Annotated in this window: 24 protein-coding genes, 1 tRNA gene and 2 pseudogenes; 16 read left to right on the top strand and 11 right to left on the bottom strand. The window is 64.3% G+C overall.

Annotated features, from left to right (window positions below):
- Positions 1 to 81: 81 nt before the first annotated feature.
- The 7 genes from chrA (at position 82) to IFT55_RS10735 (ending at position 5,643) form a co-directional block, all read left to right on the top strand.
- Positions 82 to 1,272: a chromate efflux transporter gene (gene chrA / locus IFT55_RS10765; protein WP_192091870.1), complete on the top strand. Its 1,191-nt coding sequence runs from the start codon at positions 82 to 84 to the stop codon at positions 1,270 to 1,272.
- 84 nt (positions 1,273 to 1,356) lie between these two features.
- On the top strand, positions 1,357 to 2,064 hold the full coding sequence (locus tag IFT55_RS10760; RefSeq protein WP_192091869.1) for a response regulator transcription factor: 708 nt from the start codon (positions 1,357 to 1,359) through the stop codon (positions 2,062 to 2,064).
- Positions 2,045 to 3,637: a stimulus-sensing domain-containing protein gene (locus tag IFT55_RS10755; RefSeq protein WP_446740722.1), complete on the top strand. Its 1,593-nt coding sequence runs from the start codon at positions 2,045 to 2,047 to the stop codon at positions 3,635 to 3,637. Before IFT55_RS10760 ends, IFT55_RS10755 begins: the two co-directional genes overlap by 20 nt.
- On the top strand, positions 3,634 to 4,053 hold the full coding sequence (locus tag IFT55_RS10750; RefSeq protein ID WP_192091867.1) for an HPr kinase/phosphorylase: 420 nt from the start codon (positions 3,634 to 3,636) through the stop codon (positions 4,051 to 4,053). Before IFT55_RS10755 ends, IFT55_RS10750 begins: the two co-directional genes overlap by 4 nt.
- The gene (gene rapZ / locus IFT55_RS10745) at positions 4,050 to 4,946 is read left to right on the top strand and encodes an RNase adapter RapZ (protein ID WP_192091865.1); all 897 of its coding nucleotides are present in this window, start codon (positions 4,050 to 4,052) and stop codon (positions 4,944 to 4,946) included. Before IFT55_RS10750 ends, rapZ begins: the two co-directional genes overlap by 4 nt.
- Positions 4,947 to 4,969: 23 nt before the next feature.
- Positions 4,970 to 5,377: a PTS sugar transporter subunit IIA gene (locus tag IFT55_RS10740; protein WP_192091864.1), complete on the top strand. Its 408-nt coding sequence runs from the start codon at positions 4,970 to 4,972 to the stop codon at positions 5,375 to 5,377.
- On the top strand, positions 5,374 to 5,643 hold the full coding sequence (locus IFT55_RS10735; protein WP_192091862.1) for an HPr family phosphocarrier protein: 270 nt from the start codon (positions 5,374 to 5,376) through the stop codon (positions 5,641 to 5,643). The genes IFT55_RS10740 and IFT55_RS10735 overlap by 4 nt, the downstream gene beginning before the upstream one ends.
- 82 nt (positions 5,644 to 5,725) lie before the next feature.
- On the opposite strand, the gene IFT55_RS10730 is transcribed toward IFT55_RS10735, so the two are convergent.
- Positions 5,726 to 5,878: a hypothetical protein gene (locus IFT55_RS10730; RefSeq protein WP_192091861.1), complete on the bottom strand. Its 153-nt coding sequence runs from the start codon at positions 5,876 to 5,878 to the stop codon at positions 5,726 to 5,728.
- Between the two features lie 175 nt (positions 5,879 to 6,053).
- Between IFT55_RS10730 and recJ the strand changes: the two genes are divergently transcribed.
- The 3 genes from recJ (at position 6,054) to IFT55_RS10715 (ending at position 8,671) form a co-directional block, all read left to right on the top strand.
- A complete protein-coding gene (gene recJ / locus IFT55_RS10725; protein ID WP_192091860.1) occupies positions 6,054 to 7,817 on the top strand; it encodes a single-stranded-DNA-specific exonuclease RecJ in 1,764 nt (587 codons plus the stop codon).
- Positions 7,818 to 7,874: 57 nt separating this feature from the next.
- Positions 7,875 to 7,949, top strand: a tRNA-Glu gene (locus IFT55_RS10720).
- Positions 7,950 to 8,044: 95 nt separating this feature from the next.
- Positions 8,045 to 8,671 carry a DUF6538 domain-containing protein gene (locus IFT55_RS10715; RefSeq protein ID WP_342029293.1) on the top strand — a complete coding sequence of 209 codons (627 nt, stop codon included), beginning with the start codon at positions 8,045 to 8,047 and terminating at the stop codon, positions 8,669 to 8,671.
- Positions 8,672 to 9,260: 589 nt separating this feature from the next.
- Here the strand turns inward: IFT55_RS10715 and rtcR are convergent.
- Positions 9,261 to 10,871 (bottom strand): RNA repair transcriptional activator RtcR, encoded by a 1,611-nt coding sequence (rtcR, locus tag IFT55_RS10710; RefSeq protein ID WP_192091858.1) that lies wholly within the window; start codon positions 10,869 to 10,871, stop codon positions 9,261 to 9,263.
- A 417-nt stretch (positions 10,872 to 11,288) separates the two neighbouring features.
- Here rtcR and IFT55_RS10705 point away from each other — a divergent pair, with 417 nt between their 5' ends.
- The 4 genes from IFT55_RS10705 (at position 11,289) to rtcA (ending at position 16,487) form a co-directional block, all read left to right on the top strand.
- The gene (locus IFT55_RS10705; protein ID WP_249403759.1) at positions 11,289 to 12,701 is read left to right on the top strand and encodes a vWA domain-containing protein; all 1,413 of its coding nucleotides are present in this window, start codon (positions 11,289 to 11,291) and stop codon (positions 12,699 to 12,701) included.
- A 709-nt stretch (positions 12,702 to 13,410) separates the two neighbouring features.
- Positions 13,411 to 14,637: an RtcB family protein gene (locus tag IFT55_RS10700; RefSeq protein ID WP_192091856.1), complete on the top strand. Its 1,227-nt coding sequence runs from the start codon at positions 13,411 to 13,413 to the stop codon at positions 14,635 to 14,637.
- Positions 14,638 to 14,676: 39 nt separating this feature from the next.
- Entirely contained in the window at positions 14,677 to 15,474 is a 798-nt protein-coding gene (locus tag IFT55_RS10695; RefSeq protein WP_192091854.1) for a nucleotidyltransferase domain-containing protein, read from the top strand.
- Positions 15,471 to 16,487: an RNA 3'-terminal phosphate cyclase gene (gene rtcA / locus IFT55_RS10690; RefSeq protein WP_192091853.1), complete on the top strand. Its 1,017-nt coding sequence runs from the start codon at positions 15,471 to 15,473 to the stop codon at positions 16,485 to 16,487. Before IFT55_RS10695 ends, rtcA begins: the two co-directional genes overlap by 4 nt.
- On the opposite strand, the gene IFT55_RS10685 is transcribed toward rtcA, so the two are convergent.
- The 4 genes and pseudogenes from IFT55_RS10685 to IFT55_RS10675 form a co-directional block, all read right to left on the bottom strand.
- On the bottom strand, positions 16,484 to 17,026 hold the full coding sequence (locus IFT55_RS10685) for an RNA 2'-phosphotransferase (RefSeq protein ID WP_192091851.1): 543 nt from the start codon (positions 17,024 to 17,026) through the stop codon (positions 16,484 to 16,486). The genes rtcA and IFT55_RS10685 overlap by 4 nt on opposite strands.
- Entirely contained in the window at positions 16,947 to 17,357 is a 411-nt protein-coding gene (locus tag IFT55_RS10680) for an isochorismatase family protein (RefSeq protein ID WP_192091849.1), read from the bottom strand. Before IFT55_RS10680 ends, IFT55_RS10685 begins: the two co-directional genes overlap by 80 nt.
- 151 nt (positions 17,358 to 17,508) lie before the next feature.
- Positions 17,509 to 17,634 (bottom strand): annotated as a pseudogene (locus tag IFT55_RS17425) (IS630 family transposase); the annotation flags it as partial.
- Positions 17,635 to 17,766: 132 nt separating this feature from the next.
- Positions 17,767 to 19,170 carry a hypothetical protein gene (locus IFT55_RS10675; RefSeq protein WP_192091847.1) on the bottom strand — a complete coding sequence of 468 codons (1,404 nt, stop codon included), beginning with the start codon at positions 19,168 to 19,170 and terminating at the stop codon, positions 17,767 to 17,769.
- 47 nt (positions 19,171 to 19,217) lie between these two features.
- Here IFT55_RS10675 and IFT55_RS10670 point away from each other — a divergent pair, with 47 nt between their 5' ends.
- Positions 19,218 to 19,988: a LysR substrate-binding domain-containing protein gene (locus IFT55_RS10670; RefSeq protein ID WP_342029285.1), complete on the top strand. Its 771-nt coding sequence runs from the start codon at positions 19,218 to 19,220 to the stop codon at positions 19,986 to 19,988.
- A 27-nt stretch (positions 19,989 to 20,015) separates the two neighbouring features.
- On the opposite strand, the gene IFT55_RS10665 is transcribed toward IFT55_RS10670, so the two are convergent.
- The 5 genes from IFT55_RS10665 to IFT55_RS10645 all read right to left on the bottom strand — a co-directional run bounded on the left by IFT55_RS10665 (position 20,016) and on the right by IFT55_RS10645 (position 24,583).
- Positions 20,016 to 21,200 (bottom strand): MFS transporter, encoded by a 1,185-nt coding sequence (locus tag IFT55_RS10665; protein ID WP_192091846.1) that lies wholly within the window; start codon positions 21,198 to 21,200, stop codon positions 20,016 to 20,018.
- 23 nt (positions 21,201 to 21,223) lie between these two features.
- Positions 21,224 to 22,078, bottom strand: a complete 855-nt coding sequence (locus IFT55_RS10660; protein WP_192091844.1) for an NAD(P)-dependent oxidoreductase — start codon at positions 22,076 to 22,078, stop codon at positions 21,224 to 21,226.
- Positions 22,079 to 22,130: 52 nt separating this feature from the next.
- On the bottom strand, positions 22,131 to 22,712 hold the full coding sequence (locus IFT55_RS10655; protein WP_192091843.1) for a TetR/AcrR family transcriptional regulator: 582 nt from the start codon (positions 22,710 to 22,712) through the stop codon (positions 22,131 to 22,133).
- A 506-nt stretch (positions 22,713 to 23,218) separates the two neighbouring features.
- Positions 23,219 to 24,370 carry an AAA family ATPase gene (locus IFT55_RS17690; protein WP_192091841.1) on the bottom strand — a complete coding sequence of 384 codons (1,152 nt, stop codon included), beginning with the start codon at positions 24,368 to 24,370 and terminating at the stop codon, positions 23,219 to 23,221.
- Positions 24,371 to 24,385: 15 nt separating this feature from the next.
- Positions 24,386 to 24,583, bottom strand: coding sequence for a hypothetical protein (locus IFT55_RS10645; protein WP_249403758.1), 198 nt, complete (start codon positions 24,581 to 24,583; stop codon positions 24,386 to 24,388).
- 35 nt (positions 24,584 to 24,618) lie between these two features.
- On the opposite strand from IFT55_RS10645, the pseudogene IFT55_RS10640 reads away from it, so the two are divergent.
- Positions 24,619 to 24,927: pseudogene (locus IFT55_RS10640) on the top strand (transposase); the annotation flags it as partial.
- Positions 24,928 to 24,972 lie beyond the last annotated feature (45 nt).

The following is a 24,972-nucleotide window of genomic DNA, read 5'->3' as shown; positions in this document are numbered from 1 at the left end:
GGCCGGTGCGGACGCCCGTTCAGACGAACCTTCGTCCAAGTCCGCTCCATTCGTCGCGTCCGCGGCGCATAGGAGCGTATGATGATCGAAGCTGCCGTCCCGTTCGCACCCCGGCGATTGAGCCTGCCCGCATTGTTCCTGAAATTCCTCCGCTTCGGCGCACTCGCCTTCGGCGGTCCGGTGGCGCAGATCGCGATGCTGCGGCAGGCGCTGGTCGACGAGGAACGCTGGATCGACCCGGGCCGGTTCAACCGGCTGCTGGCGGTGTTGCAGGTGCTGCCCGGGCCAGAGGCGCATGAATTGTGCGTCCATCTGGGTATGGTCGCCCGTGGCCGCGCAGGGGGATTGCTTGCCGGGCTGGGCTTCATGCTGCCCGGACTAGTGCTAATGCTGGGAGCGGGATGGCTGTATGTCAGCTATATCGCAGGCAACGCCGGTCTGGCCGGCGTCCTGATGGGCGTTCAGATCGTCATTCTGGCAATCATCGCGCGGGCGGTAGTCCGCATCGGCCAGCATGTGATCGAGGACCGGACGCTCGCCATCCTCGCACTCGGCGCTATGGCGGTCTCGCTGCTCGGCGTACCGTTCTGGATTCCGCTGGCCGTGGCAGGCGGGGTTCACGCCCTCACCCATCGGCCCGCACTGGCGCTGGCGATCGTCGCGGCCGGCATCGCCGCCGCGATCGCGTTGCACGGTCCCGTCCCGATCGGACCGGCACCCGTCATCGCCGCCGCCCCGGTCACGCTGGCGGCGCTGTTCATCGCCGGCCTGAAGGGGGGACTACTGACCTTCGGCGGTGCCTATACCGCAATCCCCTATGTCCGTGGCGACACCGTCGGGCGCGGGTGGATCGGTGACGGCCAGTTCCTCGACGGCATCGCGCTGGCGGGGGTGCTGCCCGCCCCACTCGTCATCTTCGCGACGTTCGTCGGCTATGTCGCGGGCGGACTGGGCGGCGCGCTGGCGATCACCGCCGGGATGTTCCTTCCCGCCTTCGCCTTTTCGCTGATCCTGTTCGAACGGCTGGAGGCGCTGGTGGAGAACCCCGCGCTGCACCGGTTCCTCGGCGGCGTGGCGGCGGCGGTCGTCGGCATCATCGCCGCGACCTTCGTGCAACTGGGGACTGCGACCGGGCTGCGGGTGACGGAGCCGCTGGTCGGGCTGGGGTTGTTCGTGCCCGCACTGTGGCTGGCATGGCGACTGAAAGGCGCATGGGTCGCGCCCGCGCTCCTCACGGCAGGCGCGGTCGCGGGCTGGTTGCTGCTCCCGTAACCGGAACGGCTGCGTTCAGATCGCCATTGAGCACGTGGCCCCTTTCCCGTACCGGTCGATCAGGATGCAGAAGGGCCGCCCGCAATGACCGCGACGATCGCGCTGGTCGATGACGACCGCAACATTCTAACGTCGGTGTCGATCGCGTTGCAGGCGGAGGGATTCGTCACTCGCGTCTATTCGGATGGCGAGGTCGCGTTGAAGGCGTTTGCGGAGAACCCGCCCGACCTTGCCGTGCTCGACATCAAGATGCCGCGCATGGACGGGCTGGAGCTGCTGCGCCGGTTACGGGAAAAGAGCCGGCTGCCGGTAATCTTCCTGACGTCGAAGGACGACGAGCTGGACGAGGCGCTGGGTCTTGCGATGGGGGCCGACGATTATATCGCCAAGCCGTTCTCGCAACGCCTGCTGATCGCGCGCATCCGCGCCATCCTGCGCCGTGCCGAACCGGCGCAGCCCGGCGGCGAAGGTAGCGACGACGCGCCGCAACCGGTGCTGGAGCGCGGCCGCCTTGCCATGGACCCGGCACGCCACCGGGTGACGTGGGATGGCGAGAACGTCACGCTGACCGTCACCGAATTCCTGATCCTCGAAACGCTGGCCAGCCGCCCCGGCATCGTCAAGACGCGCAACCAGTTGATGGACGCGGCGTATCAGGACGACATCTATGTCGACGATCGCACGATCGACAGCCATATCAAGCGCCTGCGCCGCAAGTTCCGGCAGGTCGACAAACAGTTCGATTCGATCGAGACGCTCTACGGTGCCGGCTATCGCTTCGCCGACGATTGAGCGGAGCGACGAGGCTTCGCTGACCCCGCTGGCGGACGAAGGGGCGCTGTCGCTACGCTGGTCGGGACGCGTTTCGCTGACCCCGCGCATCCTGTTCGTCAACATCTTCGCACTGGCGCTGCTGGCGGGTGGCTTCTTCTATCTCGACAGTTATCGCGCACGCATTCTCGATGGCCGCGTGGCGCAGGCGGAGCGCGAGGTGCGGCTGATCGCGGAGGCGCTGTCGATGCTGCCGCCCGACGACCGGACCGACGGGATGGTTGATTTCGCGCGCAAATCGGGGATGCGGCTGCGCATCTACGACCGGCGGGGGCGGCTGGTCGCGGACAGCCGGGCGTTGGGAGCGCGCAATTTCCAGTTGCTCGACCCGGACAAGGACGGATGGCAACAGGATATCGCCCGCGCGCTCGACGCCGCGATCGACACCGTGGTCGGCAACGAACGCGATCCGCTGTACCGCGAACGCGCGCCGGGACGCGGACTGCGCTGGCCTGACGTGGTGACGGTGCGCACGACCGGCGGGGCGGCGGGCACCGTCTGGCGCGCGCCCGACCGGACCCCCGTCGTCACCGCCGCCGCCGCCCTGCCCGAAGACCGCGTGCTGATGTCGACCGTCAACGCGCGCGACATTACCCAGACGGTGCGGTCGGAACGCTTCCGGCTCAGCATGGTGCTGGGTGTCGCCGCCTTGTTGTCGGTGCTGCTGTCGCTATTCCTCGCGCGGACGATCGTCCGTCCGATGCGGATGCTGGCGCGCGCCGCGATTCTCGTCCGCCTCGGCCGTGCGCGAGAGGTCGTCGTTCCCCGCCTGCCGTCCCGCCGTGACGAGATCGGAATGCTGGCCCGCGCGCTGTCGGACATGAGCGGCGCACTGCGCAGCCGGATCGACGCCACCGAAGCCTTTGCCGCCGACGTTACGCACGAATTGAAGAACCCGCTCGCCTCGCTCCGGTCGGCGGTCGACGGCCTTGCGACCGTGCGCGACCCCGATTTGCAACGGCAGCTTCTGGAGATCGTGCAGGACGACGTTCGCCGGCTCGACCGGCTCATCACCGATATATCCGATGCGTCGCGCCTCGATGCGCAACTGGCGCGTGCAAAGTTCGAACCGGTCGATCTGCGCCGGCTGATCGCCGCGCTGGTCGACTATCGGGTCGATCGCGGGATCGATCGCGACGTGACCCTGCGCTTCGATCCCGACGACGACGCGCTGGTCGTGTCGGGCGAGGGTGGGAGGCTGGAGCGCGTCTTCGCCAACCTGATCGAAAACGCGCTGTCCTTCTCGCCGCCCGGCGGCACCGTCACCATTACCGGGAACAACGATGGCGACCTGATCGAGATCGCGGTCGAGGACGAGGGGCCGGGCGTGCCGGAAGGCGAACGCGTCGCCATCTTTCGCCGGTTCCATTCGGTCCGCCCGGGGGGCGAGGCGTTCGGCCAGCATTCCGGTCTGGGCCTCGCCATCGCACGGACCATCGTCGAGGGGCATGACGGCACGATCGCGGTCGAACCCCGAAGCGACCGGCGCGAAGGCGCACGGTTCGTCGTCCAGTTACCGGCCGGCATCCTATGACCACGGCCGAAACCATCCACGCATCGTGCGTCGCGATCGATGGCCGGGCGGTGCTGATCGAAGGCCCGTCGGGATCGGGCAAGTCCGACCTGACGCTGCGCCTCATCGATCGCGGCTGGACGCTGGTCGCGGACGACCGCACGATCGTCGAACGCATCGGCGACCGGCTGTTCGCCCGGGCGCCCGACCGGATCGCCGGCCGGATCGAGGTCCGCGGGGTCGGGATCGTGTCGATGCCGTTCGTAGCCGGCCTGCCCGTCGCGCTGGTAGTGACGGCGGATTCGGCACCGTCGCGCATGCCTCGACCGGAAACCACGACGTTTTGCGGCGTTGCTTTGACGATGGCGCGGCTTACGCTGATAGAGGCGTCGACGCCGTGCAAGATCGAGCTGCTCATCAAAAGGCCATTGTCATGAACGCCCCCCCTATCCTGCTCGTCACCGGCATGTCGGGTGCGGGCAAATCGACGGTGTTGCGCACGCTGGAGGACCTCGGCTGGGAAGTGGTCGACAACCTGCCGCTACGTTTGCTGGAAGGGTTGCTGGCGTCCGGCGGACGCGATGCGGGGACCGAACGCCCCCTCGCCCTTGGCATTGGCGCGCGCACCCGTGATTTCGACGCGCGTCAGATCGTTCAGGGGATCGCCGACCGGCCCGATTACGGATTCGGCACGCTGTTCCTCGATTGCGACACGGGCGAGCTGGAGCGGCGCTACAACGAAACCCGCCGCCGCCACCCGCTGGCCCCCGATCGCCCGGCGACCGACGGGATCGAGCGCGAACGGCTGTTGATGGCGCCGTTGCGCGATTTCGCAAACCGGCTGGTCGACACGACGCAATTTTCCGCGAACGATCTGGCGCACTGGGTACGCGGCACGTTCGGCGGCAAGGGCCACGGCGAAACGGTGCTGACGGTCAAGTCGTTCGGCTTTTCGCGCGGCGTACCGCGCGATGCCGATATCGTGCTCGACATGCGGTTCCTGCGCAACCCGCACTGGGTGCCCGACCTGCGCCCCGGCACCGGTCGCGATGCCGACGTCGCCGCCTATGTTGCCGACGATCCGGCCTATCCCGCCGCGATGGCATCGTTCGAAACGATGCTGGCCACGCTGCTGCCGCGCTATCATGCGGAGGGCAAATCCTATGTCACGATCGCATTCGGTTGCACCGGCGGACGGCACCGTTCGGTCCATGTCGCCGAACGGATCGGGGGATGGTTGCGCGAACAGGGATTTTCGCCCACGATACAGCATCGCGACCTCGGCAGTGCGCCGCAGGATTCGCTTGAAGGCGCAGTGCAGGCGCCATGACGGATGTAGGAACAGCGACTGACATGATCGGCTTGGTATTGGTGACGCACGGCCGTCTCGCCCAGGAGTTCGTAGTCGCGATGGAACATGTCGTCGGCCCGCAGGAACGCATCGCCACCGTCTGTATCGGCCCCGAAGACGATATGGAGGAACGCCGCGCCGATATCGCGAAGGCGATCGCCGACGTCGATACCGGTCGCGGGGTCATCGTGCTGACAGACCTGTTCGGAGGAACGCCGTCCAACCTTGCCATCTCGCTGATGGAAACCGGGCGGGTAGAGGTGATTGCGGGCATCAACCTGCCAATGCTGATCCGGCTTGGCGGCGCGCGAAAGGCGATGAAGGTTGCCGAAGCAGTTGCCGCCGCGCGAGAGGCGGGTCGGAAATATATCTCGGTCGCCTCCGAAGTGCTGGGCGAGGCAGCGGCATGAGCGTCGCCCGCACGGTCCAGATCACCAATCGCCGCGGTCTGCACGCCCGCGCCTCCGCCAAGTTCGTGACGATGGCCGCCGCACAGCCGATCGAGGTATCGGTCGAAAAGGACGGATCGCGCGTCACCGGCACGTCGATCATGGGCCTGATGATGCTGGGCGCGGCCAAGGGCGATCACATCACGATCAGCGCGTCGGGGGACGGTGCCGAAGCCGTCGTCGGACAGCTCGTGCAACTGGTCGAGGACCGCTTCGGCGAGGACTGACCGACCGCTGTCCTGGACGATCGCGATATGACAGCGTCGCGGGACGGGCACGCTTCTCCCCCGTTACCCGGATATCGGCAAGTCAGGTCGGTTCACGCAAAGACGCGAAGACGCGAAGAAGAATGGGCTTTTCACGCGAAGGTGCGGAAGGTGCTTCGGTGATGCCGATCGCGAACGCAATCCCGTGTCCACGACGACGATAACGGAACATCGCGGCTGCGGGAAACGGTGCCACGGGCGTAACTCCTCCGCGCCTCCGCGCCTCCGCGCGAACAATCCTTTTCTCTTCCCCTTCGCGTCATCGCGACTTCGCGTGAACCACTCCTTTCTGCCAACCCCGCCAGCGCCTCGACTTCCTCAACTTCGCCTCCCGCTGGACCCCACACCGCCCGCACCCTAAAGGCAGCAAGATGCGTCCCGTTCTCGATATCCATCGCTCGATCCTCGGCCAGCCATGGCGGTGGCGCGGACTGGCGGGCGACGTATCCGACGCCGGGTTCGTCGCCGACGATCTGGTCACCCGTATCCTGCTCGCGCGCGGTTGCCCACGTGAGGATCTTGCGGCGCACAAGCTGCCCAGCATCCGCGCCTTCATGCCCGATCCGTCGGGGTTCCGCGATATGGATCGCGCCGCCGATCGTTTGGCCGACGCAGTCGTCGCGGGCGAACGCGTCGCGATCTTCGGCGACTATGACGTGGACGGAGCGACCTCCGCCGCGCTGATGGTCCGGCTGCTCCGCGACCTCGGCCTGACCGCTCGCCCGTACATTCCCGACCGTCAGCTCGAAGGCTATGGCCCCACCGCCGGGGCCATGCTGCGGCTGCAGGGCGAAGGGGCGACGCTGATCGTCACCGTCGATTGTGGCGCGCAGGCGTTCGACGCGCTCGATGCCGCCCGCGATGCCGGGGTCGACGTCGTCGTGGTCGATCACCATCAATGCACCACCGCCCTGCCCCATGCGCTGGCGCTGGTGAACCCCAACCGGCTCGACGAGGATGTCGGCCGCGCACACGGGCATCTAGCTGCCGTGGGCGTCGCCTTCCTGCTGGGTGCCGCGCTGCTCCGCACGCTGCGGGGGCGCGGTTTCTTTGCCGATCGCCCCGAACCGAAGCTGCTCGACCTGCTCGACCTCGTCGCGCTGGGCACGGTCGCCGACGTGGCGCAGTTGCGCGGCCTGAACCGGGCGTTCGTCGCACAGGGGCTGAAGGTCATGGCGCAACGCCGCAACGTCGGCATCGCCGCGCTGATCGAAGCGTCGCGCCTGACCCGCGCCCCGACCGCGACCGATCTGGGGTTCGCGCTCGGCCCCCGCATCAACGCGGGCGGGCGCGTCGGCAAATCCGATCTCGGCGTCCGCCTGCTCACGACCGAAGATCCGGGCGAGGCGCAGGCGCTGGCGATCGAACTCGACCGGTTGAACGACGAACGCCGCATGATCGAGGGCGACGTGCAACTGTCCGCCGACTTGTTGGCAGCACCCCAGTCCGACCGGGGCTGCGTCGTCGTCGCCGCGCGCGGCTGGCATCCCGGCGTGATCGGCATCGTCGCGGGGCGGCTGAAGGAACGACTCGGCCGCCCGGTTCTCGTCATCGCACTGGACGAAAACGGCGTGGGCAAGGGGTCGGGTCGATCGATCCCCGGCGTCGACATGGGTGCCGCGATCCTTGCGGCGAAGGAACTCGGGCTGGTCGTCGCGGGGGGCGGCCATGCGGCGGCGGCGGGCGTGACGGTGGCGGAGGACGCAATTCCCGCCCTCGCCGATTTCCTGCACGACCGCATGGCCGAACCGGTCGAGCGTGCGCGCGAGGACCGCGCCCTGCTGGTCGATGCCGTGCTGGCCCCCGGCGGCGTCAATCCGCTACTGATCGAGGCGCTGGAGGCCGGTGGCCCCTATGGCATGGGCTGGCCCGCCCCCCGCGTCGCGGCAGGACCGGTGCGCATCGTCAAGGCGGATATCGTCGGCACCGGCCATGTCCGCGCCATCGTCGCGGGCGACGACGGTCGCAGTTTCAAGGGCGTAGCCTTTCGCCAGGCCGAAACCGAACTCGGCGCGGCGCTGCTGGGCGCGCCCGCGCATCGTCGCCTGTGGCTGGCAGGCCGCGCGAAACTCGACGACTGGGGCGCACGACCGGCGGCCGAATTGCATATCGACGACCTTGCATGGGCAGATTGATGCAAAACCCTGTTGACCGATCGCCCAACCTCGCCTAACCGCCCTCAACGCCTTCAAGGCCCCTTCGTCTAGCGGTTAGGACGCGGCCCTTTCACGGCTGAAGCACGGGTTCGATTCCCGTAGGGGTCACCAGCATCTGCCTAAGCGGCGGCAAAGCGGGGTTTTTGAGGTTTTCACGGACGCTTTACCCATCCTTGTGTACAAAGGATGCGTAAAAAGTGATCCGTATGGCCGCCCCCTTCAAAGATCCTCGCACCGGCATTTTCCACTTCCGCCGCGTCATCCCGGTCGCACTCCGCCCGCTCTTCGACGGCGGCGCGAGCGAGTATAAGCGCACGCTCGACACCCGTGATCCCGACGAAGCCCGTCAGCGCTATCACCCGCATGCCATCGTGTATGAGCAGAAGCGTACGGCCGCGCGTCGCAGCCTTGCCAGCAAGCAGCTCCGCTCAGCCCGGACCATGGTCGACGCCAATCTCGACGGCGTCAGCGACCAACAACTGCAGGGCATGGCTCAGAAGCTGGCGTCGCTCGAACTGGGGGCATTCCGGCATGTCCATGGCCTGACGGACCATGACCCCGCTGCCCGATATGACTTCGGCAATCCGCCGGAACGGACCGACCTTCAGAACTTCGGTGACCGCAAGGCCATGCTCGGGGCAATCTCGGACTTCAGCCCCCTGCCCTGGCTCGAGACGCTACAACGGATTTCCGCCCTTCCGTCGTTGCATCCCGTCGACTGGGCGATCCTCGCGGTCGCCACAACAGTGGTATTGCCCATGCGATCGAGCCGGCGCTCTACGAGGCGATCGGCCAGGCTATTCTGGACCGGCTATGCGCGGCCTGCGCGCTGAAGATCGATCCGGCGCGCACACGCATCCTGCCATCGCCGATCCTGTTCAAGGGAACGCCGGGTTCGCAGCGCGCGGCCACGAGCGTGCAGTCGCCGGAAACGTAATCAACGGTGCCCACATGCCAACGGATTGGTCAGCACGCTCTACGGGCGTGGCGCCGACATGCAGGTGCTACGAGATCAGCTATCCGGACGTTGACTGGCCAAGCATTATAAAGCGCATGAAACGCATGAGCTAGAGCGGCTGACGCGATCTGATATCGCCGAGCCAGCAGACGGCTGCAGTTTATCCCACGTATCGGCGATTCGGCGAAATGTGGGATAAGCAATTGACCTGTCGAGGTTCGCTTCCGTCTGATGCAGACCAAGCGAAGAAAGCCTGTTTCTATCCGCGGACAGCAGATTGCCGATTTTGTCGCCTGATATAGCCGAACGGCGGTTTACGACCAAAGCCAGTCGCTCACATCAGGTCGGCGAACGTCCGGTCTTGCCGAAAGCTGCAAATCGGGCTGCGCAGAGCAGACCATCGGCAACGCGCCCTAATTCCAGACATAGAGCGGACAACCGAAACACGCGAAACCGGCCGGTCGTTAAAATCGTCCCTTTACCTGAGCTTGAGAAACCAAGCCCCAGTCCAAGCCGAACCTGGCGAGGTATTTTCTAAGCCGGTCGGCGTCGTTGGCGGTGCTGCGTCTGGCTCGCGAGGCAGCAAAAAGCACCCGACCTGCTTCGGAAAGCGAGCGACTGTTGCGGCATATGCGGATGGTCTCGGCCAGCTGGACGCGGTCAAACGGGTCGATTTCGGCGAGCACCGTCGCGTCCAAAATTTCGGCCAGCACGCCAGCCGCGCCCTCGGTCTGCGCCGACCACAGCCTCTGCAGACGTGCGATCTCGGCATTGACGCAGTCCAGGTCGATGCGGCCCTTGGAAGAGAGGGTCGCCATGCGCGTGACGCTGGCGGCCAGATCGCGGAAGTTGCCGGGCCAGCGCGCATCGGGCGCGGTCGCGAACATCAGATATCGCTGGCGCGCTTCCTTGTTGAAGCTGGCGCGGTTGCCTTCGCGCTCGGCGAAGCGGTCGAGTTCATAGTCGAGATTGGGCTCGATATCCTCGCGCCGGTCGGCAAGGCCGGGAAGCGTGAACGTCCAAAGATTGAGGCGGGCATAAAGATCGTCGCGAAATGCTCCGGCTGCGACGGCCTCGCCTAGATCGCGATTGGTGCCGGCGATTAGCTGGAATTCGGACGCGGCTTCCTTGTCCGAGCCAACTGGCAAGAAGCGCTTGTCCTCGATCGCGCGCAGGATCATTGCTTGCTCGTCGAGACCCAATTCGCCGATCTCGTCGAGGAAAAGCATGCCCTTGTCGGCCGCGCGGAGCAGGCCTGGGCGATCCGCGACGGCACCGGTAAAGGCCCCCTTGCGGTGGCCGAAAAGTGCGGACATCGCGCCGTCGCCTTTTAGGGTCGCGCAATTCACCTCGACGAACGGCCCGGCGACTTGGTGCTTCGATTTCTTGAGTTCGTAGATCCGACGCGCGAGCAAGCTCTTACCCGCACCGGTCGGTCCCATCAGCAGGATCGGGGCTTTGGATCGCAGTGCCACGCGCTCGATCTCATCGATCATGCGGTTGAAGGGGGCATTGCGCGTGTCGATGCCGGATTTCAGGAAGGACGCGCTTTCTGTGCTCGCGACGGCGAAGCGCGTCGCGATGCTGTCGTAGCGCGACAAATCGAGGTCGATCGTATTCCAGGTTCCCGCCGGGTTGATCGATCCGCGCTCGGGCTGCGTCTGCAACAGTCGCCCGGGCAGGTACCGCGCCTCGGTCAGCAGGAAGAGGCAGATCTGCGCAACGTGCGTGCCGGTGGTAATGTGGACGAGATAATCCTCAATCTCGGGATCGAATGGCTCGGCGCGGGCGAAGTCGAGCAGCTTGCCGTACACCTCCTCGAAATCCCACGGGTCTGTGAAGTTGAGCAAGCGCAGTTCGACCGATGTCTCGGGTGAGACCGAGGCGATGTCCTCGGCAACATAGGCGGCGAGGCGGCTGTGCGGGCTACCGTGGATCAGGAGGAAACGATCGACGCGCAAATCCTCGTGCATCGTCACGCCGACGCTTGGCCGCCACTTGTTCCATCGCGACGGACCAAACTTGCTCGCATCAAGCGTCGACCCTAGAAATCCAATGACGGTGAGTAACTTCATACTTATCCCATAGGATAAAATGCTATCAAGATCGATACATTGTTTGGAGTATCGTCACGACTACCACTTCTGGTTGCATACTGTCGGCTGCCTTAGAATTCCACTGAATATCAGTAGTTTATGATTTTCGTGAGATTCACCTGAGCAAACTGGCACACCTCCTGCTGTGTATTAAGCATCGAGCGAGGCGATATTTCGGCCTTCTCGATCGCGGACCGGACACGGGGCGGCTGGAATAAGCCAGCCGCCCCTAAGCGGCAGAATTCGAGGAGTTGGACGATGGCCAACAAGGGACTTTTCGCCTCGGCGGTTGCCAGGCTGATGCAGCCGCGACCTGACGTCGTGAACTGCGAGGGCACACCGGCGTATGCTTATCGGCCCGAGGCGAAGCTGGCGCAGCTTGCTGCGACGGGAACGTTGGCGGACACTTTTTATGGCGCTGCCGAAACGCAGCTTGCCGATGTGCTGGAAGCAGCCAAGGCGGTCGATCCGTATTTTGTGGCGCAGGCTGCGGTCTACGCCCGGACGTCGGGCGCGATGAAGGACATGCCGGCGTTGCTAGCGGCGTACCTCACGGTCGCCGATCCCGATCTGGCGGTGCCGGTCTTCGGGCGCGTGATCGACAACGGGCGGATGCTGCGCAACTTCGTGCAGATCATGCGCTCGGGGCAGGTCGGGCGGACGTCGCTGGGCACGCGGCCGAAGCGGTTGGTCCAGCGTTGGCTGGAGCAGGCGACGATGCCGCAATTGATGGCGGCGGCGACCGGCAAGGACCCGAGCCTCGCCGACATCGTCCGGATGGTTCACCCCAAGCCGGCGGATGCCGCGCGCAAGGCGTTTTATGGCTGGCTGATCGGGCGTCCTTATGACGTTGCCGCTCTGCCCGCCGAGATCGCCTCGTTCGAGGCTTGGAAGGCGGATGCTACGCTGCCGCTCCCGCCGGTGCCGTTCGAATGGCTGACCGCTTTTCCGCTGACGGCGGAGAATTGGGCGGAGCTTGCGACGCGGATCGGGTGGCAGGCGCTGCGGATGAACCTCAACACGCTGGCGCGGAGTGGCGCGTTCGGCATGGCGGGGGTCACCGACGCGGTTGCGGCTCGGCTTGCCGACCGGCAAGCGCTCGCGAAGGTCCGGCCGATGCCCTATCAACTGATGGTGGCATTGGGGCAGGCCGGCGATGGCGTGCCGCTCAAGGCTCAGGCGGCGCTGGAGGACGCGCTCGAGCAATCGCTCGCGGCGTTGCCGCTGGTGCCGGGCCGCGTGGTCGTCTGCCCCGACGTGTCGGGATCGATGTCGTCGCCCGCGACGGGCTACCGCAAGGGTGCCTCGTCCAAGGTCCGCTGCATCGATGTGGCGGCGTTGGTCGCAGCCGCAATGCTGCGGACCAATCGGGACGCGCGCGTGATGCCGTTCGAACAGTCGGTCGTGAAGCTGAAGCTCGATGCCAATGCCCGCGTCGCCGTGAATGCGGCGAAGCTGGCCGGCGTCGGCGGGGGCGGGACGAACGTCTCGGCGCCGCTGGCGATGCTGAATGCGGAGCGGGCGAGTGTCGATCTGGTGGTGATCGTCTCCGACAATGAGTCTTGGGTCGATGCCACCCGGCACGGGACGACGGCGACGATGAAGGAGTGGGACAAGCTGAAGACCCGGAACCCCGGGGCCAAGCTCGTCTGCATCGACATCCAGCCATATGGGACGACGCAAGCTGGGAGCCGGGCGGACATCCTGAACGTCGGGGGTTTCTCCGACGCCGTGTTCGACACGATCGCGCGCTTCGCCGCTGGCGAGACGCAAGACTGGGTCGAGATCATCAAGCAAGTGGAGGTATAAGAAACAGGGCCGTGGCGAATGCCGACGGGATTACATTGCTCCAAGGGGAAACCCGAACGTCCAGAGTAGAGCATCCGGGAAGCAGTGATGCAGACCGGAAGATGGGGTTCGAGTCCCCCCGTTGCAGCGGTAGCTCAAGGACATTCTCGTCACTCTTGTCGCCACGGCCCCATTTTGAATCATGGCGAATGCTGGCAGGACTACATGGTGTCGCGGGTTCAAATCCCGCCCCACGCAAGTGGGTAGCTCAGCGGTTAGAGCACAGACTGTCTTCCGAAATCTTGTCGTCGTGACAAATCGATTCGGCGAATGCCCAAGGGACTACATCACGCCCGAAACGTCGGTTCGAATCCGGCCGGGTCAGCACGGTGCAAGCCGGCTGACCCGTCGTCTAGCGGTCAGGACACGGGCTACTGTCTCTTCCTCAACTCGTCGCCGAACCTGACTACACAGCTGGCGAATGCCGGCGGGACTACATCGGTAAACGCCGAAAGGCCGAGCGGTTCGAGTCCGCCCCGGAGCAATCCGGGATGTCCCGCCTGTCCTGGTCGCCAGCGACGACTGCCAACGCGCGGCGAATGCCGACGGGACTACATTGGGAATCAGGAGGTTCAAACCCTCCCCTCGGGTGCACGCTCGGGAGAAGTCTCGTCATTCCGTCGTCGCCGCGCCGAGGCGGCACTAATACGATTTGAAAGAGGAGGTCGCGATGACCGAGACGATGTACGATTACCAGCACGTCGAAGGCGGCGTGCCGATCAAGATGTGGACACGCGGAGTGCCGGTCGAAGACGGTGCGCGGGCGCAGCTTGCTCGCGCGGCGCAAATGCCGTTCGTGTTCAAGCATGTCGCTGTAATGCCCGACGTCCATATCGGCATCGGCGCGACCGTCGGCTCGGTGATTCCGACGAAGGGCGCGATCATCCCGGCGGCGGTTGGCGTCGACATTGGCTGCGGCATGATGGCGGCGCGGACCTCGCTGGTGGCGAGCGACCTGCCGCATAATCTGGAAGGCATCCGTTCGGCGATCGAACGCGCCGTGCCGCATGGTCGCGACGTGAAACAGGGCAAGCGAGATCCCGGATCGTGGGGCGACCCGCAGCCGGCTATCGTCGACGCCTGGGCGACGCTCGCGGAGCGTTTCGGGCGGATCGTCGCGAAGTATCCGAAGCTGGCCAAGACCAACAACCTTGTGCACCTCGGCACGCTCGGCACCGGCAATCACTTTATCGAGCTGTGCCTCGATACCGAGCAGCGGGTGTGGATCATGCTGCACTCGGGTAGCCGTGGCGTTGGCAACGCTATCGGCACGTTCTTCATCGAACTGGCCAAGCAGGACATGCGCAAGTGGTTCATCAACCTGCCCGATGAGGATCTGGCCTACTTCCCCGAAGGGACCGACCATTTCGACGATTATGTCGAGGCGGTCGGCTGGGCGCAGGACTTTGCGGCCCTCAACCGGCGCACAATGATGACCAACGTCATCCGCGCGCTCCGGGGTCAGATCGCAAAGCCGTTCGACGCGGAAATGGAGGCGGTCAACTGCCACCACAACTACGTCCAGCGCGAGAACCATTTCGGCCAGAACGTGCTGGTCACACGCAAGGGCGCCGTGCGTGCCGCCAAGGGTGTGATGGGCATCATTCCGGGTTCGATGGGCGCCAAGTCGTTCATCGTGCGCGGGCTGGGCAATCCGGAATCGTTCGACAGCTGCTCGCACGGAGCGGGCCGCGTGATGAGCCGGACGGCCGCTAAGAAGCTGGTGACCCTCGACGAGCATATCGCCGATACGGCGGGCGTCGAGTGCCGGAAGGACGAGGGCGTGATCGATGAGACGCCGAAGGCCTATAAGCCGATCGAGGCCGTCATGGCCGCTCAGGCGGATCTGGTCGAGATCGTCCACACGCTGAAGCAGGTGGTGTGCGTCAAGGGCTAGCCCCCTTGGCATGCACCGCCACCCTTCCTGGAATTTCCGATGACTACCTCGGTTCACGACCCCATTGCGCCAGAAATCCGGCGTGAAATCGAAGCGCGGCTCGATGCCGTCGAGGCGACCGAAGGTGTGCGCCTGTTGATGGCGATAGAGTCGGGCTCGCGGGCGTGGGGCTTTCCATCGCCCGACAGCGATTTTGACGTCCGCTTCATTTATGTGCGGCCGCGCGATTGGTATCTGTCGCTGGTGCCGGGTCGCGACGTTATCGAACACAAGATTGTTGACGAGATCGATCTGAACGGCTGGGACGTACGTAAGGCATTTGGCCTGCTTCCCAAGTCGAACGCGGTCGTGAGCGAATGGATTGAATCACCGATTCGCTATTGGCCTGATGATCCCTTTATTCCCCGGCTGAGGGAGCTCGCGGACGATCTGCTGAACCCGCGCGCCATCGCTCACCATTATGGACGCTCAGGCAAACTGAACGCGGATCGGTGGCTCGATGGCGGGGAGCCGGTGCCCGTGAAGAAGTATTTTTATGCGCTGCGCCCCGCGCTGGCCATCCGTGCAATCCGACTCAACCCGGCATCGCGCCCACCGATGAATCTCAAGGCGCTAATTGCTGCCAGCGATCTGCCGTCCGGGCTGGTCGAGCAGATCGATGCGCTGGTCGAGGCCAAGGCGCGCACCAATGAGCGCGCGAACGGAGCGAGGCTGCCCGAGATCGACGCGCTGATCCGCAGCGAGCTCGATCGGGCGGGCGAGCTTCCGACACGTAAGTTGCGCGATCGCTTTGTCGATCGGGCGGACCAACTTTTTCTTGAACTGGTGAACACATGATCATCATTGATGGCGCGGAAGGAGAAGGCGGCGGGCAGGTCGTGCGCAATGCGCTCGCACTGTCGCTGGTTACGGGTCAGCCATTCCGCATCAGCAATATTCGGGGTGGCCGCGATAAGCCGGGGTTGATGCGCCAGCATCTGACCGCGGTCGAAGCCGCGCTGACGATCGGTGGGGCGGTGTGCGAGGGCGCGTCGGTCGGCTCGACGGAGATCGCCTTCACGCCAGGCCGGGTCGCGCCGGGCGAGTATCAATTCGCGGTCGGCACGGCGGGCAGCACCAGCCTGGTACTTCAAACCGTGCTAATGCCTCTGCTGCTCGCAGGCGAGCCGTCGCGGCTCGTGCTGGAGGGTGGCACGCACAATATGATGGCACCGCCGTTCGACTTCATCGAGCGCGCGTTCCTGTCGGTCATCAACCGCATGGGGCCGCAGGTGTCTGCGCGGCTGACGCGGCATGGTTTCTTCCCGCGCGGCGGTGGGCAGATCGAGGTCGATATCGTTCCGGGAAAGCTGTCACCGATCGAGTGCATCGATCGCGGACCGCTGCAGTCGGTGTCGGCAACCGCGATGTTCGCCGCCCTACCGTTCGACATCGCCGAGCGGGAGATCAAGGCCGCGCGTGCTATCCTGTCGGATTGGCCGGAGAATGCTTTTGCGGTGCGTCAGCTTCCCGAAGAGCAAGGGCCCGGCAACGCGTTTCTGCTGGAGGCAGTCTTCGAGAATGGATGTGAAATCGTCACCGGCTTCGGCAAGCTCGGCGTGTCGGCGGAGTCGCTCGCAAAGACGGCGGCGCAGCGGATGGCAGGTTTCCTTGCGTCAGATGCGTTTGCCGGACCCTATGTGGCGGATCAGTTGCTGCTGCCGTTTGCACTCGCTGGCGGCGGCAGTTTCACCACCGTGAAGCCGAGCCAACACGCGCGCACCGCGGCGGACGTGATCGAGCGCTTTACCGGGCAGCGCTGGGTGTTCGATCAGCAGCCCAACGGCAGCCATTTGGTGCGGCGGGCTTAGTCGAGTATTTGGATATAGGCCGGCGGCACCTCTTCCGTAAGCCAGACCTGATTGGATGTCAGGTAAAACGCCTGTCCATCGTCTTCGAGGGCGGCGGCGCGGATGGCCACGATCACGGGCTGGCCGCGGCGCGCGCCGACGCGTGTCGCCGTCTCCATATTGGGTGACAGGTGAACGTGGTGACGGCGCATCGGCCTCAAACCTTCCGCGAGGATTGCGGCAAGAAAGCGCTCGACCGTACCATGATACGATAAGGTCGGTGGCGACACGCGCGGCCAGTCCAGATCGACAGCGACCGAATGACCCTGTCGTGCGCGGATCCGGTTGGCATCATCGGAAAGCTCGAAGCGCTGCTTGTCGCTCTCTTCGACGATCCGGAGCAGTTCCTGCCAGTCGCACGCGACGCCGCCCCGGGCCAAGGCGGCAAGCACCGCATCGACCTCGGTCCACCCTTGCGGATCAAGCGTCAGTCCAGCCGCATCGGGTTGGTGTCGAAGCCACAGCGACAGCATCTTGAAAAAGCGGATATCGTTGGTCATCGGGCCGATCACATAATCGCCACGGCCGCGCCGGTCCATTCATCCCCAGCCACCGCGTCGATTTGGCGGCGATTCCGCGCGTCAGATCGGCCGGCACGGTTACACGGAACCCGCACGCGATCAGGCGTTCGACCGCCCAGCGCACGCAATAGTCGGCGGCCACGCCGACGACGGTGACGTCCTGGACGCCATCTGCCCGCAACTGCGCGAAGAAGACGTCGCGGTCGCGCGAACCGGGGGAGTCGAGCTCGTGCATACGCAGGCCGGGTTCCGCCAACATCTCGAACACCCCTTTCTCCAGCGCATGAATTGGGATGTTCGGATCGATCACGGCGGGATCGAAGACCAGTGCCCATCCCGCGGCGCCGCTCTCGGAATGCGGCGGAAACTCTTTGGCTTTGCTGATCGCGCGTAGATTTCGGGCACGTGCGTGCCCTCGGTAAACACGAGGCCGGCCACGTCATCGAGCTGCAAAGTCGTAGCACCCATTTGATCGCAGAACTGGCCGCTACCCCAAACCGCGATGCCGCAGCATGGCACGACATCCCATGCTCCGTCACCCCCGCTACCACCCGCTCGCGCAGGTCCATCGAATACGGTTTCGCCATCCAGGGCCAGCCTCCTCTTCCGGCCCCCACCTTGAATCAGACTTATCTCCACAGGGGAATCCCCCGCCGATTCAAAGCGAAGTCATCCCGCTCTAGATTGCGCAAGCCGCGAAGATCACCGCGCTCGAATCGCTAAACGTGATTAATCCCGGCAGCCGCGAGCTTTACCCGGCGGCCGTCCTCGCGGCGACGAAGATGCTTGAAGAGTTCCGGCACTGCACTACGCCATTGAGTGTTACGTTGCGCTTGGCCGCACACCGCATAAGGATCGTCGACACGAGCCCCAGCGTTGGGAGATCCTGCGAACTTGCAGTGGTAAAGATGGATCACCAGCCTGCCGTTGCTAATCGCGATACAGCCAATGTCGGCGGCTTCCCCAGCATCGTCGTCATCAAAAATGATGGGGAATTCGTCCTCTGTGGTAGTGGCGAGAAGGCGATCAATTACGCGCTGCTGTGTTGAGTATGGTCGCTTCTCGACGCGTTGCGGATCCTTTGCGAGGTCGACACCCGCCCAATCCCATTCGACGATCCGATCGCGGCCGAACGGCTTTCGCGCGGCGCCGATCGGAGGCACGAACAGCTCAGTTCCCTGAAGGTAGCCGCCATTGTCGAAGCGTATGGCAGGCGGCTCTCTGTGGAACCAGTCCCCAAGCGATCTTGTAGTGCGCCCAATCGTGATGTCGGCCGCAAAAGCGCCCTGTGGTTCGTAGGAGAGGCCATCTGGCGCGAATCGAACGATATAGTCGGCGATCTTGTTGGGAGTGACGACTCGAAAGCGGATCGGCGTGTCGGTCGTAAAATCCAAAACTTGCAGTTCCACATCAAAGAACAGCACAGATTCTCTATCAATTGTGATCGTGATCGCGTCTTCGGCACGTTTCAGCAATTCCTCCGGCCAATCGATCAGAGGTGGAATTAGGGCGGGACGCTCACTGATTTCCACCGGCAAGATCACGTTGGCGAAGACATCCTGGGTCGGGATCGTATCATCGCGGAGCTTGGCACCGACCGCGTGGCACCATTCAACCCAGGATGCGAGGTCCTCGGCGGTCATCATCGACCACACTCGGCCCTTTTGCGAGCAGCCAACCATTACTCGCACGCCGTCCTCGTAACCATGTGCGAAGAGGTTGGACTTTCGCTTGTTAGTCCGCATCGCCTCTGGCAATGTATCAGTGATGTCCGGCCCCACATGGAGGCTGAATCTCAGCCGGTCGTTGATCACATCGCTAAGACCAAGCTTCGTCAGGTCCAGCCGGTTCACGTTATGAAGCGAACGAAATACAAGTTCTCTCTTGAATATGGCCGTATCGTCGCCATCCACGGCCTTGTGCAAATCTTCGTGCATGCTGCTGTTGTTTGAGCTGTTGATGTAGAGGAGTCCATGTTCTTCGTCCCAATGAACGAGATAAAGGTGCCACTCGGTGTTTCGGATATCCCGCACATCGCCCCAAGACACGGCATCATGTTCGCGCGTGGTGAATAGCAGCACCTTGTTACGTTCGCTCACAGTCGGACCGGCATAGATTTCCATCGAACCCATCGCGGCGATCGCACGATGGGGCCGCCACCGTCGCATGCTTGTTCGAAACACGACCGCACTCATCTTTGGGAAGATATTGCACAGCGGAGCTGGAGCTGTCGCAGACCCGTCAGGCACCGCGCGGGCGCTTGGGTGTCAGCATGCTGCTGATCGGGATGTTGATGATGCCCGCCATAATGGCGTTCATGCGCGCCTGTCCGGAGATCGAACCGGATCTCGACTTCACCGACCGGATCGTCGACGTGATCGACGAGGGGTTCGATGCCGTGATCCGGACCGGCGAGGCACGCGACAGTCGCCTGATGATGCGCCGCGCGGGTGCCTTCTCGCACCGGATCGTCGGCTCACCCGACTATCTGGCCACCCACGGTACACCGTCGACGCCGGAGGAGCTGATCGACCACGCCTGCCATCATCACAAATATCCCTCGACCGGCAAGCTGGAGCGCTGGCCGCTGACGCGGGATGGTGTCGACCTCGACCTGACCTTGCCGGTGACATCGGTGGCGAGCACGCTGGAGCCGCAGATCTGCCTCGCCCAGGAAGGCTTCGGTCTGGCCTGCCTGCCGCAGTTTGCCGTCAGGGCGCAGCTTCGGCGCGGCTCGCTGGTCAGCGTGCTGGACGATCAGCTGCGCGAGGTCGGCGCTTTCCACATCCTCTGGCCCGCCAGTCGCCACCCGTCGCCCAAGGTGTCGGCCTTCGTATCCTTCATGGCCGACAACCTCCTGCGCGAGCCGCAGACGCTGCCGTGCCGAAGTTCGGCGCGAGATGAAGGCGTGCGGCCCGAACGAGGTGCCGACCGGAAATAGTGCCAGCCCACACGCAGGGCCTCCCGCTCATCGAACCGATGCGGCGACGCACTGGGGCAGCTTCATCAACGCTGCAATTAACGCCGCGGCTCCGCAGGTCAGCATCGCATAGGGTAGCAAGTTTGCATGTCCCTGCCCCACGACAATACCGCCGAGCACGCTGCCGACCGCGATGGCGAGATTGAAGACCGTGACCAGGATCGACTGCGCGACGTCGGCATTGTCGCCCGCGGCGTCCGCCAGCGCTGTCTGCAGGAGTGTCGGCGCGCCGCCGAACGTCAGACCCCATGTGACGATGCCCGCCAGTACCAACATCGGTGACTGGGTGACGACCGAGAGCAGAAGCGCCGATCCCGCGAAGCCGGCAAGGCTCAGCAGGGTGAGCGGGCGGAGATGGCGATCAACGAGCAAGCCCGTGGCCCATATCCCGATGACAGCGGAAACGCCGAATAGCAGAAGAACCATGTCCAGCCGCAGGTCCGGTGCAGCCATGGTCAGAAAGGGCGCGATATAGGTGTAGAGGATGTTATGCCCGGTGATCCAGGCGAACAGCACAAGCAGGATCGACGCGATGCCCGGAAGCGCCGCGACACGCGCGATCGGCAGCCGCTGCGCCGCAGGCTGCCCCGGATGATCCGGAATGCCCAGACGGACCCAGACGGCAAGCAGCAGCGCCACCGCCGACATGATCCAGAACACCGCACGCCAGTCCAGCATCATGCCGAGCCACGCGCCGAGCGGCACGCCGGCCGCCAGCGCGATCGGCTGGCCGATCCCCGTGACCGCCAGCGCGCGCCCTTGCAGATGCGCCGGCGCGAGGCGGCGCGCATAGCCGGCAAGCAGTCCCCAGATGACCCCGGCCGCCATGCCCGCGACGAAGCGGGCGATCAGCGTGATGGCGACGGTGGAGGACAGCGCCGTGATGCTGTTGAAGACGAACAGCCCGCCGATCGCGAGCAACAGTAACGGTCGGCGATTCCAGCTGCGCGTCGCGGCGATCACGGGGATCGCGGCGACGACGGAGCCGAGCGCGTAGAGCGTGAGCATTTGCCCCGCTAGCGCCGCGCTGATGTCGAGACCCCCGCTGATCTGCGGCAGCAATCCCGCGGGCATGGTTTCGGTCATGATGGCGAGAAAGCCGGCGGTCGTGAACGCCAGCAGCTTCCCGATCGGCAGGGTTTCAATGGTCGCCGGGCTGTCTGCCAACGGCATAGTCGTATCGGATCGCATCTGTGTCATGCTAGGAACGACGCCGCGATATCCTTGCCGCCATGCCCCGCCGCGATCCGCTCCAGCCCCGCGGCTGCGAGGTCCGCGCGAACGTCGGTTCCCACCAGCGCGTCCAGCACCAGTTGCGCGTCCTTTGCGCCGTTCTCGACCGAGAAGCTCGTCGCATAGTCGCCCGCAAGCATCGCCTTCCCCTTGGTCTGGAGATAGCCGCAGTCGAGCGGTCCTCCCGCCACCGCCTCCATTATCAACGCAGGATCGAGGCCCAACGCCTGCGCGATCGACAGGCTTTCCGCCGCGCCATGGGTCAGCACGAACACCCATGCATTCAGTGCGAGCTTCAGCCGGCTGCTCGCCCCCGGCTTGTCGTCGATCCAGATAGCCTTCTTGCCGATCGCATCGAAAATCGGTTGCACGACCGCTCGCACGTCGACCGGTCCGGACCCGAAGATGACCAGCTGCCCCTGTTCGGCGGGCTGGCGCGTGCCCAGCACGGGCGCATCGTAGAATACCAGTCCCGCGTGCGCCGCGATCCCGGCCAGCGTGTCGGTGGCCTCAACGCCGACGGTGCTGAGCTGGAGCCATACCGCTCCGGGTTTGAGTGCTTCTACCGCATCCGCGATGGTCTCCTGTACCGAGGGACCGTCCTTCAGCACGGTCAAGATGACGTCGGCGTCGCGTACGGCGTCGGCCGGCGTCCGGAACGCTTGGACACCGTCTTCCTCAAGCGCCTTGGCTTTGGCGGGCGTGCGGTTCCAGACGCGAACGGGGAACCCGGCCCGGGCAATATTGCGCGCAACGGGGGCACCGATGATGCCGGTGCCGAGCACCGCTATGGTGGGGAGGCTGGTTTCGACAGGCATTGAAATCTCCATTATGGTACGATCATTCCATAAAAGGGCAAATAGCGATTGGTCAGTGCAGGCTCGTCAAAGCCTGATCGACAACGGCGAACAGCATGTCGCGCGCATCGGGTGGTGTCGTCCGGCCGATCACGCGCAGTCCCTGTATCGTGGTGAGAAGAAACAGCGCCGACGCCTCGGGATCGCGATCCGATGATATCTCTCTGGCCGACTGTGCGCGCTCGATCGCCGCACGAAGGCCGGCGGCCATGATGCGGAAATTCTCCGCGACGAGGGCAGCGATGCGCGGATCACGATGCGCCATTTCGATCGCGCTGTTGGTGACGAGGCAGCCACGACGACTTCCGGAGAGATCCTCATCGACCGTCCGTGTCATCATGTCGCGAATGCCTGCCAGCGGGCTTTCGAATGTTTTCAGCCGCTCGATATTCGCGCGGGAACGCAACCGGTAGCGCCGAAGGGCCTGCTCGAATAATCCATCCTTGTTCGAATAGGCGGCATACAGGCTGCCACGGCCGAGACCGGTCGCGTCGACGAGGTTCTGCGTGGACGTCCCTTCATAGCCGTACTGCCAGAACGTCTCCATCACCGCCTCGAGGACGCAGTCTTCGTCAAACTCCCGCGGACGTCCCATCTATGCTCTCACATTGTTGAACGGCCATACCATAATGTTATGCGGCCGAACCGGTCAAGGGCGGAACCATCAGGAGCAAGCTGCCGATTTGATCGAGACGAGGGCTCCACGGCTCCGCGGCAGTATGGCCGATCCGGCGTATCGATCGGCCGATCCGCGCGCATGCCGAGACGCGGGGTTCTACCACGACGTCGGGATAAGGGACCGGGGCAGCCAACATGCGAGAGAATGTGGAGTTCGCGTCTGAGGGGCGCATCTTGCGGGGCTGGCTCTATAGGCCCGACATCGGCCCTGGGCGGCGTCCGTTGATCGTCATGGCGCATGGGCTGACCTGTGTGAAGGAACAGTATCTGGATCGATAGGCCGAAGGCGTTCGCTCACGCCGGTTGCGGCGTTTTGCTGTACGACCATGGCGATCCGGCGCTTTCTCAGCCACTCTGGGGTGACGGCACGAAAGTGTGTTTGACGTACGCCAGCCAAGAACGCAGGGGGAACGAGAGGGGCGATCAGCGTGAGGGCCACACCCAGCGGCAGTAATGATCTTCATCACTATGCAGGAATGTCTCGCCGCAGTCCTTTTCTAGCCGATAGGTTCTGGTGTCGGAGTCATTCGCCAAGCTAGTGACCAGTCGTTCGCTGTGGGACACGACGACGATCTGACAGGTCCTCGCCGCCGTGGTTAGAAGCCTTGCGAGCGGATCCAGCAAGGTCGGGTGCAGGCTGGATTCCGGCTCGTTGAGGATGAGGATTTCCGGCTTGCTCGGTGCGAGCAGCGCTGCGCAGAGCATCACGTAGCGCAAGGTGCCGTCTGACAGTTCGCTGGCGCGCAACGGCCGGAGCAGACCTCGCTGCCGCATCGACACATTGCCGTCCTCACCGCTGCCTACCGACGATCCCGGAAAGGCGTCCTCGATCGCATCGTCGAAGGCCCCGCTATCGCCGATCGCACGGATGGTCTCGATCGCTGCAGCCAGGTCGGCACCGTCATTAGCCAGCGCCGGCGTGTAAGTGAGGATTTGAGCCCGTCGCGCCGGCGCTTCCACGTCGGTGCGCAGATTATCGTAGAAACGCCAGTTGCGCATGCGCTCGCGCATGAGGAGCATTTCCAACCCGTCCTCGCGATCGGATGAATGTGTGACCATGCTGTCGAAGGGATGAAGATTCTTCATCCCCGTGCGCCATTCGCCCGTCGCTACACGCCGGACGCGGATCATTGGGCCGCGACGTTCAGCGAACAGGTTCGACCGCCCAAGAACGCCGCCCGTCCACATAGCCTCTACCTTGATCTCCGGATCGAAGGCGAACGCCAAGCCTGGCGACGGCAGGCCCAAATCGATCGCATAGCCCAGATCGTCACCGGAAAAGCCGAGGCGCAGACTGACCGGGCCGGATCTGACGGTTCCCTGGATGGGCACCTTGCCGGTCCGCATGTCGTTGCTGATGCGCTCTGGGCCTGCCCATAATGTTGAGTGCAGGCCACCTTCCCGCGCCAGTGAGTTCACCAGACGCCCCTGCGCCACGTCGGCAAGAAGGCGCAGTGCGCGGTAGATGCTCGACTTTCCGGTTCCATTGGTGCCGGTGACCATCGTCAGCGGAGCAAGCGGCAGCTTGATGTCGCGCAGGGAGCGATAGCCGGAAATGGCTAGCTGCGAAATCACCGGCACTCCCCCGCCTCAACGCCTGAACGGAATGACGACAGCTTGGTCGAGGAAGGCGCGCATACCCTCTTCATCGACAGGCTGACGAAGAGCGGCGTGCGCGACATCATCAGTCGCGAACAGGTCGTCCCAGACCGTAGACGTCCCATGTTCGTTTTCGAGTTCGAGCGACCAGCCCGGCTCATCTTTCAACCGGATGATGTTCACTTTCACGGTGACGCCCTGTTCGGTGACGACACCAGACAGGCTTGCAGGCCGTGACCGACGACGCCGTCGAGCATGCCCGGGTCGATCAGGGCTATACCGGCCAGCGCGCCGCCAACGCCGCTGCGAAACACGGCATCGCTCTCGAAGTCGTCAAGCTGCCAGAAGCCAAACGTGGTTTCGTCCTCCTGCCGCGACGCTGGGTCGTCGAACGGTCATTTGCGTGGGCCACACGCTTCCGACGCCTCGTCAAAAATTACGAACGCTATGCCGAAACACTCGCGGAACTTCACGTCGTTGCCTTCGCCTGCCTCATGATGAGGCAGGTCATCGCCAGCGCCGCAGTTTCATAACAGCCTCTAGCGGCTCTGTATTCGGTGCATTATGATCCGCCATCT

The sequence above is a fragment of the Sphingomonas sp. CFBP 13720 genome, assembly GCF_014842075.1.
Taxonomy (GTDB): Bacteria; Pseudomonadota; Alphaproteobacteria; order Sphingomonadales; family Sphingomonadaceae; genus Sphingomonas.
This window is presented reverse-complemented; position numbering and strand designations above follow the sequence as displayed.

Bases quoted from the DNA above. Each gene is read 5' to 3' on its own strand.
- chrA (WP_192091870.1), top strand. From the start codon at position 82: ATGATCGAAGCTGCCGTCCCGTTCGCACCCCGGCGATTGAGCCTGCCC.
- IFT55_RS10760 (WP_192091869.1), top strand. From the start codon at position 1,357: ATGACCGCGACGATCGCGCTGGTCGATGACGACCGCAACATTCTAACG.
- IFT55_RS10750 (WP_192091867.1), top strand. From the start codon at position 3,634: ATGACCACGGCCGAAACCATCCACGCATCGTGCGTCGCGATCGATGGC.
- rapZ (WP_192091865.1), top strand. From the start codon at position 4,050: ATGAACGCCCCCCCTATCCTGCTCGTCACCGGCATGTCGGGTGCGGGC.
- IFT55_RS10740 (WP_192091864.1), top strand. From the start codon at position 4,970: ATGATCGGCTTGGTATTGGTGACGCACGGCCGTCTCGCCCAGGAGTTC.
- IFT55_RS10735 (WP_192091862.1), top strand. From the start codon at position 5,374: ATGAGCGTCGCCCGCACGGTCCAGATCACCAATCGCCGCGGTCTGCAC.
- recJ (WP_192091860.1), top strand. From the start codon at position 6,054: ATGCGTCCCGTTCTCGATATCCATCGCTCGATCCTCGGCCAGCCATGG.
- IFT55_RS10715 (WP_342029293.1), top strand. From the start codon at position 8,045: ATGGCCGCCCCCTTCAAAGATCCTCGCACCGGCATTTTCCACTTCCGC.
- rtcR (WP_192091858.1), bottom strand. From the start codon at position 10,871: ATGAAGTTACTCACCGTCATTGGATTTCTAGGGTCGACGCTTGATGCG.
- IFT55_RS10700 (WP_192091856.1), top strand. From the start codon at position 13,411: ATGACCGAGACGATGTACGATTACCAGCACGTCGAAGGCGGCGTGCCG.
- IFT55_RS10695 (WP_192091854.1), top strand. From the start codon at position 14,677: ATGACTACCTCGGTTCACGACCCCATTGCGCCAGAAATCCGGCGTGAA.
- rtcA (WP_192091853.1), top strand. From the start codon at position 15,471: ATGATCATCATTGATGGCGCGGAAGGAGAAGGCGGCGGGCAGGTCGTG.
- IFT55_RS10685 (WP_192091851.1), bottom strand. From the start codon at position 17,026: ATGACCAACGATATCCGCTTTTTCAAGATGCTGTCGCTGTGGCTTCGA.
- IFT55_RS10675 (WP_192091847.1), bottom strand. From the start codon at position 19,170: ATGGAAATCTATGCCGGTCCGACTGTGAGCGAACGTAACAAGGTGCTG.
- IFT55_RS10665 (WP_192091846.1), bottom strand. From the start codon at position 21,200: ATGCCGTTGGCAGACAGCCCGGCGACCATTGAAACCCTGCCGATCGGG.
- IFT55_RS10660 (WP_192091844.1), bottom strand. From the start codon at position 22,078: ATGCCTGTCGAAACCAGCCTCCCCACCATAGCGGTGCTCGGCACCGGC.
- IFT55_RS10655 (WP_192091843.1), bottom strand. From the start codon at position 22,712: ATGGGACGTCCGCGGGAGTTTGACGAAGACTGCGTCCTCGAGGCGGTG.